14 protein-coding genes are annotated in these 12,165 nt (G+C 66.5%); 10 read left to right on the top strand and 4 right to left on the bottom strand.

Translation table 11 applies throughout. From position 1 onward, the window contains the following. Positions 1–80 precede the first annotated feature (80 nt). Positions 81–899 (top strand): sulfite exporter TauE/SafE family protein, encoded by an 819-nt coding sequence (locus U1E69_RS06435; protein ID WP_322243527.1) that lies wholly within the window; start codon positions 81–83, stop codon positions 897–899. Next, complete coding sequence (locus tag U1E69_RS06430; RefSeq protein WP_322243526.1) at positions 893–1,633, top strand: hypothetical protein; 741 nt, start codon at positions 893–895, stop codon at positions 1,631–1,633. Before U1E69_RS06435 ends, U1E69_RS06430 begins: the two co-directional genes overlap by 7 nt. A gap of 117 nt (positions 1,634–1,750) precedes the next feature. Here U1E69_RS06430 and U1E69_RS06425 read toward each other — a convergent pair whose 3' ends face one another. The 3 genes from U1E69_RS06425 to ccmI are packed head-to-tail and all read right to left on the bottom strand — an operon-like array spanning position 1,751 to position 3,644. Continuing rightward, positions 1,751–1,981 carry a DUF1289 domain-containing protein gene (locus U1E69_RS06425; protein ID WP_322243525.1) on the bottom strand — a complete coding sequence of 77 codons (231 nt, stop codon included), beginning with the start codon at positions 1,979–1,981 and terminating at the stop codon, positions 1,751–1,753. Continuing rightward, positions 1,978–2,457, bottom strand: coding sequence for a Holliday junction resolvase RuvX (gene ruvX, locus U1E69_RS06420; RefSeq protein WP_322243524.1), 480 nt, complete (start codon positions 2,455–2,457; stop codon positions 1,978–1,980). Before ruvX ends, U1E69_RS06425 begins: the two co-directional genes overlap by 4 nt. Beyond that, positions 2,454–3,644 carry a c-type cytochrome biogenesis protein CcmI gene (ccmI, locus tag U1E69_RS06415; RefSeq protein WP_322243523.1) on the bottom strand — a complete coding sequence of 397 codons (1,191 nt, stop codon included), beginning with the start codon at positions 3,642–3,644 and terminating at the stop codon, positions 2,454–2,456. Before ccmI ends, ruvX begins: the two co-directional genes overlap by 4 nt. A gap of 242 nt (positions 3,645–3,886) precedes the next feature. On the opposite strand from ccmI, the gene U1E69_RS06410 reads away from it, so the two are divergent. The 8 genes from U1E69_RS06410 (at position 3,887) to U1E69_RS06375 (ending at position 11,458) form a co-directional block, all read left to right on the top strand. Further along, positions 3,887–5,134 carry a sarcosine oxidase subunit beta family protein gene (locus tag U1E69_RS06410; protein ID WP_322243522.1) on the top strand — a complete coding sequence of 416 codons (1,248 nt, stop codon included), beginning with the start codon at positions 3,887–3,889 and terminating at the stop codon, positions 5,132–5,134. A gap of 103 nt (positions 5,135–5,237) precedes the next feature. Next, the gene (locus U1E69_RS06405) at positions 5,238–5,594 is read left to right on the top strand and encodes a hypothetical protein (RefSeq protein ID WP_322243521.1); all 357 of its coding nucleotides are present in this window, start codon (positions 5,238–5,240) and stop codon (positions 5,592–5,594) included. A 60-nt stretch (positions 5,595–5,654) separates the two neighbouring features. Further along, a complete protein-coding gene (locus tag U1E69_RS06400) occupies positions 5,655–6,410 on the top strand; it encodes an FkbM family methyltransferase (RefSeq protein ID WP_322243520.1) in 756 nt (251 codons plus the stop codon). A gap of 25 nt (positions 6,411–6,435) precedes the next feature. Then, positions 6,436–6,771: a sarcosine oxidase subunit delta gene (locus tag U1E69_RS06395; protein WP_322243519.1), complete on the top strand. Its 336-nt coding sequence runs from the start codon at positions 6,436–6,438 to the stop codon at positions 6,769–6,771. Continuing rightward, on the top strand, positions 6,768–9,686 hold the full coding sequence (locus U1E69_RS06390; protein ID WP_322243518.1) for a sarcosine oxidase subunit alpha family protein: 2,919 nt from the start codon (positions 6,768–6,770) through the stop codon (positions 9,684–9,686). Before U1E69_RS06395 ends, U1E69_RS06390 begins: the two co-directional genes overlap by 4 nt. After that, complete coding sequence (locus U1E69_RS06385; protein ID WP_322243517.1) at positions 9,679–10,224, top strand: sarcosine oxidase subunit gamma; 546 nt, start codon at positions 9,679–9,681, stop codon at positions 10,222–10,224. Before U1E69_RS06390 ends, U1E69_RS06385 begins: the two co-directional genes overlap by 8 nt. A gap of 100 nt (positions 10,225–10,324) precedes the next feature. Next, positions 10,325–10,732 carry a hypothetical protein gene (locus tag U1E69_RS06380; RefSeq protein ID WP_322243516.1) on the top strand — a complete coding sequence of 136 codons (408 nt, stop codon included), beginning with the start codon at positions 10,325–10,327 and terminating at the stop codon, positions 10,730–10,732. Between the two features lie 123 nt (positions 10,733–10,855). Then, complete coding sequence (locus U1E69_RS06375; RefSeq protein WP_322243515.1) at positions 10,856–11,458, top strand: superoxide dismutase; 603 nt, start codon at positions 10,856–10,858, stop codon at positions 11,456–11,458. 51 nt (positions 11,459–11,509) lie between these two features. Here U1E69_RS06375 and U1E69_RS06370 read toward each other — a convergent pair whose 3' ends face one another. Further along, positions 11,510–12,073 (bottom strand): TIGR00730 family Rossman fold protein, encoded by a 564-nt coding sequence (locus U1E69_RS06370; protein ID WP_322243514.1) that lies wholly within the window; start codon positions 12,071–12,073, stop codon positions 11,510–11,512. Between the last annotated feature and the right edge of the window lie 92 nt (positions 12,074–12,165).

Here is a 12,165-nt window from a genome sequence, read left to right as displayed (position 1 = left end):
CACTTCGACCAGTCCTTTTCCGCACTGGCCTCCCGCCAACCTCCGGGCTATGTCCAAGGGCCGAAGCCAGAAGGTGCCCCATGCCCGAACTCGCCGATCTTCTTCCCATGCTCGCCGTCCTTCTGGTGATCGGAGCCTTCGCGGGCGTGGTCGGAGGCCTGCTTGGCGTCGGTGGTGGGATCGTGCTGGTCCCGGCCTTCTTCTACGCCTTCGGCCACCTTGGCTACGGAGGCGACCAGCTGATGCAGGTCTGTGTGGCCACGTCGATGGCCACCATCGTCATCACCTCGCTGCGGTCGGTCTCGGCGCACAACAAGAGGGGCGCGGTCGACTGGGAGGTGCTGAAGACCTGGGGCCCGGCCCTTGTGATCGCCGCTGCGGTGGGCACCTTCGTGGCCGGCAAGGTCTCGTCGATGACCCTGCAAGCGGTGTTCGGGGCGCTTGCGGGCCTTGCCGGCCTGTGGATGGCTTTTGGCCGCGACGCCTGGCGGCTCGGCGACAAGATGCCCGGCCAGCCTGTCCGCAGCCTGCTGGCGGGGGCAGTCGGCTTCTTTTCCGCCATGATGGGCATCGGTGGCGGCACTTTCGGAGTGCCGCTGATGACGCTCTACGGCCTGCCGATCCACCGCGCCGTCGCCACCGCCTCGGGCTTTGGGGTCCTGATCGCCGTGCCCTCGGTCCTGGGCTTCCTGCTGCTCCCGGTCGCGGACGCGCCCCCCTATACCATCGGCGCCGTCAACCTTCCCGCTTTCCTTGTCGTCATCGGCACGACGCTCATGACCACGCCGTTGGGCGTGCGCCTCGCCCATGCGATGAACCCCAAACCCCTGAAGCGCGCCTTTGCCGTCTTCCTGACGCTGGTCGCGCTGAACATGCTGCGCAAGGTCCTTGGATGGTAGCGACGGGCTGGCAGAAGATCGGTCCGCACCCGGCCATCCGCGCCTGGGCCGATGCCGCCCATACCGCTGCCCTGGACGTTCTTGCCACCAGTGCAGAACCCTGGCGCTGCGGCGGCACCTGGTTTGTCGGCGTGGACGCCCTTCCGAACGCACCTGACGGCTGCATCCGCGGCACGCCCTTTCCCTGGGAGGCCCTGCCGCTGCACCCAAAGCCGCTGCATCAGGCCCAGCTCTCGGTCATAAAACCCGGCTACCCTCAACCCTCGCCGGACGAAACCCCCTCCGCCTTCGCCTTCCGCCGTGACCGGGACGCCGCCCACCTGGACGGCCTTCTCCCCATCGGCCCCGACAAACGACGCATGGTCAAGGAGCCCCACGCCTGGATTCTCGGTCTGCCGTTGAACGACACCACGGCTTCGCCCCTCACCGTCTGGGAGGGCAGTCACGAAATCCTGCGCAAGGCCCTCCTCGCCGCCCTGGAACCGCACCCGTCCGAAACCTGGGGGGATATCGACATGACCGACGCCTATCAGGCCGCCCGGAAGACGGTCTTCGCCACCTGCCGCCGGATCGAACTCCCCGCCCGACCGGGGGAAGCCACGCTTCTCCACCGCCTCACCCTCCACGGTGTCGCCCCGTGGAAACCGCAGGACGATGCCCCGCCCGAAGGCCGGATGATCGCCTACCTCCGCCCGCAGCGTCCCACGGTCAAGGCCTGGCTGACCCAGCCCTGACTTCATCTGTCCACAAATATCCTGGGGGTTTGGGGGTGAAACCCCCATTCGAAGCCAAGCGGGCGCAGTCCCGCGCAGGCGCCCTGAAGACTCTGCGCCGCAAGGCGCTCCGCTTTGCTAGCGCTCTAGCCGGGCCAGCCGCCCGCCACGGCGCTTTGCCAGACGGGGCGCGCGCTCGGGCAGTTCGGCCATGACCAGGGCCCGCTCTTCATGCGTCATGCGCGACCAGCCGGAAATCTCGTCGATCGAGCGAAAGCAGCCGACGCAGATCCGCTCCTCGGGGTGGACGACGCACAGCTTCACGCAAGGGCTGGCGATCTCGTCGCGCTTCCAGACATCGTCCTTCAAGCTTCACCCCGCCCCATATGCGCCATCCGGTCCAGCGCGCCTTGCAGGATATAGCCCGCAGCGACCTGGTCGATCACCTCTTTCCGACGCTTTCGCGACGTATCCGCCTCCAGGAGTGCCCTTTCTGCCGCAACCGTCGACAACCGCTCGTCCCAGTAGCAGATCGGCAGCGCCGTCAGCTTCTCCAGGTTCCGCGCAAAGGCCTGAGTCGCCTGCACCCGCGGGCCGATCGAGCCGTCCATGTTCAACGGCAGGCCCAGCACGATCCCCGTGGCCCCACGGGCGTCCAGCAGCGTCAGCAGCTTTGTCGCGTCCAGCGTGAACTTCTCGCGCCGGATCACCTCGATCGGTGTTGCCACCTGACGGCGCAGGTCCGACACCGCCACGCCGATGGTCTTGTCGCCAAGGTCCAGCCCGGCAATGGCCCGGTTCGGGGGCAGGGCGGCCAGGAACGCCTCGACCGTGGCGCAAATCACGGGCTCAGCCCCGTTTCGACCGCGGCAAGCCGCAGGAATGACAGCTCGGCCGGGCGTCCCTGGAACCGCTCTTTCGCCTCGTCGTAGATCGTCTGCGCTTCGGGCAGCCGTTCCAGGATCGCCAGGGACCGGATCAGCCGGTTCCAGTCCTCGACATCGCCGCCTTCGGTCGCCAGCCGGTCCGAAAGCTGCGCCACCATGCCCTCGATCATCGCCTGCCGCTCTTCGGGCGTCATCTCGGCCGCAGCGGCCACGTCGCCCGCAGTCGGACCCGAGCCTGCAGGCAGGGCATAGTTCACCCCGGCCAGTTCGGCGACCTGACCGATCCGCTCGCGGATCGATCCGGTCCAGGGGGCTGCGGGATCGCCGCCTTCGGCCAAGGGACGCCAGAACTGGAAGGCCTTGTCAAAGCGGCCACCCTGCAGAAACATCTCGCCCACCAGATAGCGTGCCAGTTCGTTCTCCATGTCGCGCCGCAGGGCATCGACCAGCTGGGCTTCCGCCTCGGGCGAGACATAGCCCTGCGCCTCGGCCACCAGCGCCAAAGCCAGGTTTGCGTGGTCGTTCGACCCGGCCGTGTCGCCCTGCAACGCCAGGAGACGCTCTTGCACCCTGACGGCTTGCTGCATCTCGCCCGCTTCGAAATGCTGCTGGAACCGGGCGCGCAAGGCGTCAAGGTCGGTCACTGCCGCAAGGTCAGTCGCAAGCGCAGCATCAAGGACGGCGTCCCTTGTGCGCCCCTGGGTCGCCAGCTCGGCCTCTTGCGAGGGGCGAGCCCTGATCCCGTCGTCCAGCCCGGCCAGCCGCGGCTCCAGCGCCATGTCGGGATAGCCGGGCGCGCCCAGCCCCCAATAGGCGGCCACGCCTCCCGGCACGACCACGGCGACGATCAGCGCCACGATGGCGGCCGTCGGGGTCCGGCCGGTGGCCACCCGCCCGGCCAGGCGCACCTTGTCCGCGTCGATCACCCGCTTGCCGACTTCGGCGCGCAGACGATCGGCTTCTGCCGGTCCGATGGTCCCGCGCGCCAGATCCCGCTCGATCTCGGCCAGCTGGTCGCGGTAGACGGCCATGTCCGCCTCGCCGCTGTTGCTTGGGGCAGGGACCCGGCGCAGGGCTGCGATCAGCACATAGGCGACCACGGCTGCCAGCCCGACCGCCACTGCCCAGAACACTCCCGCTGTCATGCTGTCCGTCACTCCACCCACGTTTGCCCGCCCGACATAGTGTTTCCCGACCCGCCAAGAAAGGGGCATTCGGCCGCATCGGGGGCTGCCGCGGGGCCGCAGAGACTGCCCCCCGGCGCATGCCTTGGCAGAATGTCGCATTTTTCCCGATTGTGCCGCAGTGGGGTGTGGCTATATCCCACAACCGTTCCAAGACATCACAGCCGGGCTGTCCGGCGCAATCCGTCCGACAAGAGGCCCCGATGAAGCGCTATTCGGTCTTTGCCATCGCCCGTGAAGCCGCCCGTTACCACATGGGGTGGGAACGCGCCTGGGCCTCGCCCGAGCCGAAAGCGTCCTACGACGCGATCATCGTCGGCGCCGGGGGTCACGGGTTGGCCACGGCCTACTACCTTGGCAAGAATTACGGCATCACCAATGTCGCGATCATCGAGAAGGGCTGGCTGGGCGGTGGCAACACCGGCCGCAACACCACGATCATCCGCTCGAACTACCTGCAGGACCCCTCGGCCGCGATCTACGAAAAGGCCCGCAGCCTGTATGAGACGCTCAGCCAAGATCTGAACTACAACGTCATGTTCAGCCCCCGCGGCCTGCTGATGCTGGGCCAGACCCACCACGAGGTGCGCGGCTACCTGCGCACTGTCCATGCCAACGCGCTCCAGGGCGTGCAGACCGAATGGATCAGCCCGCAGCGGGTGAAGGAGCTGGTCCCGATCATCAACATCGACGGCCCGCGCTACCCGATCCTTGGCGCCTTGTATCAGGCCCGCGGCGGCACCGCCCGGCACGACGCTGTGGCCTGGGGCTATGCCCGGGCCTGCAGCGCAATGGGCATGCACGTCATCCAGAACTGCGAAGTCAAAGGGGTGCGGTCCGAAAACGGCCAGGTCACCGGCATCGACACCACCCGTGGCTTCATCGGCTGCAAGAAGCTTGGCATGGTTGTCGCCGGTCACTCGGGCCAGCTGGCCGAGATGGCGGGCTTCCGCCTGCCGATCGAGGCCGTGGCGCTGCAGGCCCTGGTGTCCGAGCCGATCAAGCCCTGCATGGACGTCGTCGTGATGGCCAACACCGTCCACGGCTACATGTCGCAATCCGACAAGGGCGAGATGGTGATCGGCGGCGGCACCGACGGGTTCAACAACTACACCCAGCGCGGCAGCTTCCACCACATCGAGGAAACCCTCCGCGCCCTCGTGGAAACCTTCCCGATGATCAGCCGTCTGAAGATGCTGCGGCAATGGGGCGGCATCGTCGACATGACCGGCGACCGCTCGCCCCTGATCTCGAAGACGCCCTTGGGCAACTGCTTCATCAACTGCGGCTGGGGCACCGGCGGGTTCAAGGCGATCCCCGGCTCGGGCTGGGCGATGGCCGAACTGATGGCCAAGGGCGAACCCGGCCCGCTGGCAGAAGATTTCAGCATGTGGCGCTTCAAGGAAGGCCAGTTCATCGACGAATCCGTCGCCGCGGGGGTGGCGCACTGATGACCCAGGATCGGCAACTCCCTGCCGATCTTTGCGCGCTGCGGAACCTGTGGTCCCGCACCGGCGTTTCCTTGCCAGATCAACTGTGCATGGAGATGCTCCAATGGCTGACAACGACACGACCAAAACCTACGTCCGCGACACCCGCACCACCGAAACCTCTGGCGCCAGCATGGCTCTCATCGTCGGCGGTCTTGTCGTCGCGGTGGGCTTCATCCTGTGGCTTGTCTTCGGCAACGGCGACGGCGCTGTCGTCGACAACACGCCCGGCGCTGACACGACCAACGTCACCGTCGAGCCGACCCAGCCTGCCGACAGCACGACCAACGTCACCATCGACGCGGACGAACCCGCAGTCGAGCCTGTCACCCCGGCCGAGCCGGCCCCGGCCGCCCCGGTCGAAACCGCTCCGGCCGAGCCTGCCCCGGTCGAACCGGCAGCACCGGCAACCAACCCGTAATTCGGGCCTTCCGGGCGCGCGCCCAACGGTGCGCGCCCTGACCCGGCCAGGGGCGCGGCCATGATCCGCGACCTTGGCCCCTTTACCCCGCGCCGGGCGCACAAGCTGGATACAGCGATCCTCGCGATGCTGCTGAACGGCGTCCACGACCGCCACAAGGGGCGGGTCTTTGTCCTGCAGGTCGGTTCTGGCACCGGCGAAACCGGACTTCCCTTCCTGCAGCGGTTTCGCGACGACGGCTGGTCCGGCCTTCTGATCGAACCCCAGCCGGTCAGTTTCGCCCGCCTGGAAGACGTCCATGCCGCCAGCGAGCGTGTGGCCGTTCTGAACCTCGGCATTTCCGACGTTCCTGCAACCCTGCCGCTTTATTCCCTTGCGCCCGAGGCTGAAGCTCGCAGCCGTCGCGGGCTGCGTCGCCGGGCTTCGCTGATCCGCGACCGGATCGCCCCGGCGGGTACGCCCGACGACCTCTTGATCACCACCGAAGTTCCCTTCCTGCGCCTGGACACCGTCCTGCAGGAACTGGGCGTCAAGGCCGCACAGCTTGTCGCGATCAACGCCGGCGGCCACGAGGCGCAGGTGCTGCAAAGCTTCGATCTTGCGGCGCTCGCGCCCTCGCTTGTCCTGGTCCATCCCACGCAAGGCACGTCTTCCGAAGACGACTGCATCGCGCAGCTGACCGCTGCCAACCTTTTGCCCTTCCGCGTTGCCGACTGGCTGGTGGGCCTCGCGCCCGACCGCCTGTCGATCCCGTTGGAAGAACTGCTCACCTTCTTCCGCAAGGGCCTTGGCGCCCCTCAGGACGACGAAGAATGACCCCGCCAGAATTGGGAAGACCCTCATGCTGATCCTTGAATGTCCCTACTGCGGCGTAAAGGCCGACGAGACCGAGCTTTCGCCCGGCTACGAGGCGCACCTGAAGCGCTTCGGCCCCGGTGCCAGCCCCGAGGAGTTCGAGGCCTACATGTTCGCCCGCAAGAACCCAAAGGGCGTCCACTTCGAACGCTGGCGCCACAGCTACGGCTGCGGCAAGTGGTTCCTGGCCGCCCGCTGCACCGCCACGTTGGAGGTCTTCGGGACCTACCCCGCTCAGGTCTCCGAACCCCCCGCCGACATCATCGCAAAGATCCAGGCCCGCCGCCCCGGCTGGCAGCCTGATGGAAAGGCCCCGAAATGAGCACGCGTCTCGCCAAGGGCGGCCGGTTGATCAACCGCACCGCGCCCGTCGAATTTTCCTTCAACGGCAAGCGTTTGAAGGGCTATCAGGGCGACACGCTCGCCGCTGGCCTTCTGGCCAACGACCAGATGCTTGTCGGCCGCAGCTTCAAGTATCACCGCCCGCGCGGCATCGTCGCCTCGGGACCCGAGGAACCGAACGCGCTGGTGAACCTCGGGGCAGGATCGCGGCTGGAACCGAACCAGCGCACGACGACGACCGAGCTGTTCGATGGCCTTGAATCCACCAGCCAGAACCACTGGCCCAGCTTGGAATTCGACGTCGGCGTCGTGAACAACTACGCCGCCCGCTTCATGCCCGCGGGCTTCTACTACAAGACCTTCATCCACCCGCGCCCGGCCTGGAAGCACATCTTCGAACCCTTCATCCGCCGCGCCGCAGGCTTGGGCAAAGCGCCCACCGAAGGCGACGCCGACCGCTATGAGCAGGCCTACGCCTTCTGTGACGTGCTGGTCGTCGGGGCAGGGGTTGCCGGTCTGAAAGCCGCGAAAGCCGCCGCCGACGCAGGTAAGCGCGTCATCCTTCTTGAACAGCAGCCGGTCCTCGGCGGCCGCGCCCCCGTCGACGATACCGAGGTTGACGGCAAACCCGTCGACGCCTGGATTTCGGCCATCGAGGCCGACCTCATGGCCCGCGACAACGTGACGATCCGCACCCGCACCTGCGGTTTCGGGGTCTATGACCACGGCTATGTCCTTGCCGACGAACGCGTCGCCGACCACACGCCGGGAGACGGCCGCCCAAAGCACCGCCTCTGGCGCATCCGCACGGGCAAGATCATCACCGCCACGGGCGCGATCGAACGGCCATTGTCCTTTGCCGGAAACGACATCCCCGGCGTGATGCTCGCCGCCGCCGTCCGCGACTACGTCGTGAACTACGCCGTCTCGCCCGGTGACCGCACCGTCGTCGTCACCAACAACGACAGCGCCTACCAGACTGCGCTGGCCCTCAAAGCCGCAGGCCTCGACGTCCCCGCGATCCTCGACGCCCGCGAAAAGGCTGACGGAGCGCTGCCTCAAGCCGCCCGTGCCGCAGGCATCCGCGTCCTGACCGGCAAGGCCATCGCCAAGGTCAAAGGTGGCAAGCGCGTCACCGGCGTGGCCGTCTGCGCCCAGGCCGGCGAAGGCTCCGTCCAGGAAGAAATCGCCTGTGAGGCCGTCGCCATGTCCGGCGGCTGGTCCCCCGTCGTCCACCTGTGGAGCCATTGCGGCGGCAAGCTGACCTGGGACGAGACCCTCTCGGCCTTCATCCCCGACCCCGCCCGCCCGCCACTGAACCACGATGGCAGCGCAATGGTGGAAGTTGTCGGCTCCGCTGCCGGGGACCTCACCCTCACCGGCGTACCCGTTTCGATCCCGCCCGTCTGGGTCATGCCGCAAGGCGCTCCGATCCAGCTGCGCAGCAAAATGTGGCTCGACTACCAGAACGACGTGAAGGTCAGTGACGTCCAGCTCGCCAGCCGCGAGGGCTATGTCTCGGTCGAACACACCAAGCGCTACACCACGCTGGGTATGGCGACCGATCAGGGAAAACTCAGCAACATCAACGGACTCGCCGTGCTTGCTGACAGTTTGGGTCAAGAGATCCCGCAGGTCGGCACCACCACCTTCCGCCCGCCCTACACGCCCGTCACCATCGGCGCGCTGGCAGGCGAAAGCCGGGGCGAGATCTTCCAGCCCCTCCGCATGACCCCCATGCACGCCCAGCACGAAGCCGCCGGGGCCTACTTCGAACCCGTCGGCCTCTGGCGCCGCCCCTACTGCTTCCCGCGCGCTGGCGAGACGCACGAACAGGCCGTCCACCGCGAGGTGCTGAACACCCGCCAGAACCTCGGCCTCCTCGACGCCTCGACCCTGGGCAAGATCATCGTCAAGGGGCCGGATGCAGGGCGCTTCCTCGACATGCTCTACACCGGCGTCATGTCCACGCTGCCCATCGGCAAATGCCGCTACGGCCTGATGTGCAACGAACAGGGCTTCCTTAGCGATGACGGCGTCGTCGCCCGCATCGACGAGGACACCTGGCTTTGCCACACCACCTCTGGCGGGGCCGACCGCATCCACGCCTGGATGGAGGACTGGCTGCAGTGCGAATGGTGGGACTGGAAGGTCTACACCGCCAACGTGACCGAGCAATACGCCCAAGTCGCCATCGTCGGCCCGAACGCGAGGAAACTGCTGCAAGTCCTTGGCGGCATGGATGTTTCCAAGGAAACGCTCCCCTTCATGCAATGGGCAGACGGCACGCTTGCAGGCTTCCCGGTCCGGGTCTACCGGATCAGCTTTTCGGGCGAACTTTCCTACGAAATCGCCGTCCCCGCCAGCCACGGCGCGGCCTTCTGGAAGGCCTGCACCGAAGCTGGCAAGGCCCTGGGTGCGATGCCCTACGGCACGGAATGTCTGCACATCATGCGGGCCGAGAAGGGCTTCATCATGATCGGGGACGAAACCGACGGGACCGTGATCCCGCAAGACCTGTGCCTGGACTGGGCGATTTCCAAGAAGAAAACCGACTACCTTGGCAAACGCGGCCAGGAACGCACCTTCCTTGCCAGCCCCGACCGCTGGAAGCTGGTGGGCTTCGACACTCTGGACGGCTCGGTCGTCCCGGACGGTGCCTACATCATCGCCGACGGCGTCAACGGCAACGGCCAGCGCAACGTGCAGGGTCGCGTCACCTCGACCTACTACTCGCCCACCCTCAAGCGCGGCATCGCGATGGGGCTTCTGAAGCACGGCCCCACCCGCATGGGCGAGATCGTGGAGTTCAACACCGCCGCAGGCGGCACCGTGAAGGCCCGTGTCCGCGACACGATGTTCTTCGACAAGGATGGGGAGAAGCAGAATGTCTAACCCGGTCAGCGCCCTGAATGGCGCCAGCTTCCAGGGCTTCGCTGCGATCCGCGAGATCGGCCCCCTTGGCATGATCACCCTGCGCGCCAAGGGCGTGAAGGCGCTGGAGAAGGCGGTGAAAGCCGTCACCGGCACCAAACTGCCCGCAACCCGGCGGATCGAGGTCAATGGCGACAAGGCCTGCGGCTGGATGAGCCCGGACGAATACCTGCTGGTCGTTCCCTATGCCGAGGTCACTGCAGCCCTGGCGTCCCTTGCCAAGGCGTTGGCGGGTGAACACCACCTTGCCGTCGACGTCTCGGACGCCCGCGCGATCTTCCGGGTCGAGGGCGACAAGGCCGCCGACGTGCTGCGCAAGCTGTCCCCGGTGGACTTCGAAGCGCTGGAACCCGGCGAGTTGCGCCGCACCCGCGCCGCCCAGGTCGCCGCGGCGATGTGGCAGCAGGATAACGGCTACACTGTCGTCTGCTTCCGCTCGGTCGCCGGCTATGTGATGGGGCTTCTGACCCATTCCGCCCAGCCGGGCAGCGAGCTTTGACCGGCGCGCCACAGCGTTGACAGCGGTGCGGCGACGGCTCTCTTGACGGGGCTGTCGCCGTTCGCTTCACTGGGCCCTGGTAGCCCGGACGAGTGATCGCATGACCCTTCGCAGCCTTGTGTTTTCTGCCGTCCTTGTTGCGTTTCCCTCGGTCCTGCAGGCCCTTACCCTGGAGTGCAGCATCACCCGCTCCAACGCCGGGGGCGGCTATATCACCGACGTCTACATCCTGCAGCATGATGCGGACAGCGGGCGGGCGATCGTCTCGGATGGGCTGATCCTGTATTTCAACGACGAGCAGCCGATGACAGCCCAGGTGTCCGAGGATACGGCAAAGAAGCTGGTCCTGACCTGGAGAGTCCGGATGACGAACCGCACGGGCCAGACCGCCAACATGCAGTTCCGCGCGTCCTTCTTCAAAGCCGACAAGACTTTGGTCGTCCGCGCCTCGCCGGGAGGCGACTACACCAACAGCTTCGAGGGGCGCGGTCGCTGCACGCCGGTCTGACCCGCCCTTGGCGGTCTTCGGGAACCTCTTTCCCCGCACAACCGTTCTCTTGATGCCGCTTGGCCTTGACCTTCCCGCGTCGAGACCTCTTATTCGTCGCAAGCAATCAACAGGAGTATTCCAATGGCCTTCACCCTTCCCGATCTGCCCTATGCCCACGACGCGCTCGCTTCGCTTGGCATGTCGAAGGAGACGCTGGAGTATCACCACGACCTCCATCACAAGGCCTATGTCGACAACGGCAACAAGCTGATCGCCGGCACCGAGTGGGAGAACAAATCCGTCGAGGACATCATCCGCGGCACCTACCAGGCCGGTGCGGTTGCCCAGAACGGCATTTTCAACAACGCCTCGCAGCACTGGAACCACGCCCAGTTCTGGACCTGGATGGCTCCGGGTGAAAACAAGGGTATGCCGGGTGCGCTGGAAAAGGCGCTGACCGACAGCTTCGGGTCGGTCCAGAAGTTCAAGGACGATTTCTCTGCCGCCGGTGCGGGCCAGTTCGGCTCGGGCTGGGCCTGGCTGGTCAAGGACAAGGACGGCAGCCTCAAGGTCACCAAGACCGAAAACGGCGTGAACCCGCTCTGCTTCGGCCAGACGGCCCTTCTGGGTTGCGACGTGTGGGAGCACAGCTACTACATCGACTTCCGCAACAAGCGTCCGGCTTACCTGACCAACTTCCTGGACAAGCTGGTGAACTGGGAAGCCGTCGCTGCGGCGCTGTAAGTCACCGCACAGTCAGGCAAAACGGCCCGCAGAGCGATCTGCGGGCCGCTTTCAGTTCCGGCCCGCCGCAAAGCTGGCCTGCAGCGCCGCATCAAGTTCGGCGGGGTTGGCGACCAGCCGGAACAGCCCGCGCACGGACGGGTCGGCGAAGCCCTCGTCGACGACGTGGTCGATCAGGGCCAGCAGGGGCTGCCAGTAGCCGTCGACGCTGACCAGGAAAATCGGCTTTCGGTGCAACCCGATCTGCGCCCAGGTCAGGACCTCGAAAAACTCATCCAGCGACCCCGCGCCCCCCGGCAGCACCACCACGGCGTCCGAGTTCATGAACATCACCTTCTTGCGCTCGTGCATGTCCTCGGTCACGACCATCGCCGCGCGGTCGCGTTCGCTCCGCTCGCGCCCCAGAAGGTGGATCGGGATCACGCCCAGCATCGGAGCCCCTGCCGCCCCGGCCGCTGTCGCCACTTCGCCCATCAGGCCCACATCTCCGGCCCCGTAAACCAGCCGCCAGCCGTTGCGAGCCAGCATCGCGCCGGTCTCGCGGGCTGCGGTCGCATGGGCTGGGTTCCGGCCCGGACGCGAGCCGCAGAAGACGCAGACAGAACGAAGGGTCATGGCATGGCCTGAAAACAGTTGCTTTGCCCCGTCATATAGAGATTCCTGATCACAAGAAACGCAAAGCGGCGCGAACCGCCGAAGGGGAGACG

The organism is Tabrizicola sp. (genome assembly GCF_034366665.1).
Taxonomy (GTDB): domain Bacteria; phylum Pseudomonadota; class Alphaproteobacteria; order Rhodobacterales; family Rhodobacteraceae; genus Tabrizicola.
Note: the sequence above shows the minus strand (reverse complement) of the source record. Positions and strands in the feature narration are given on the sequence as shown.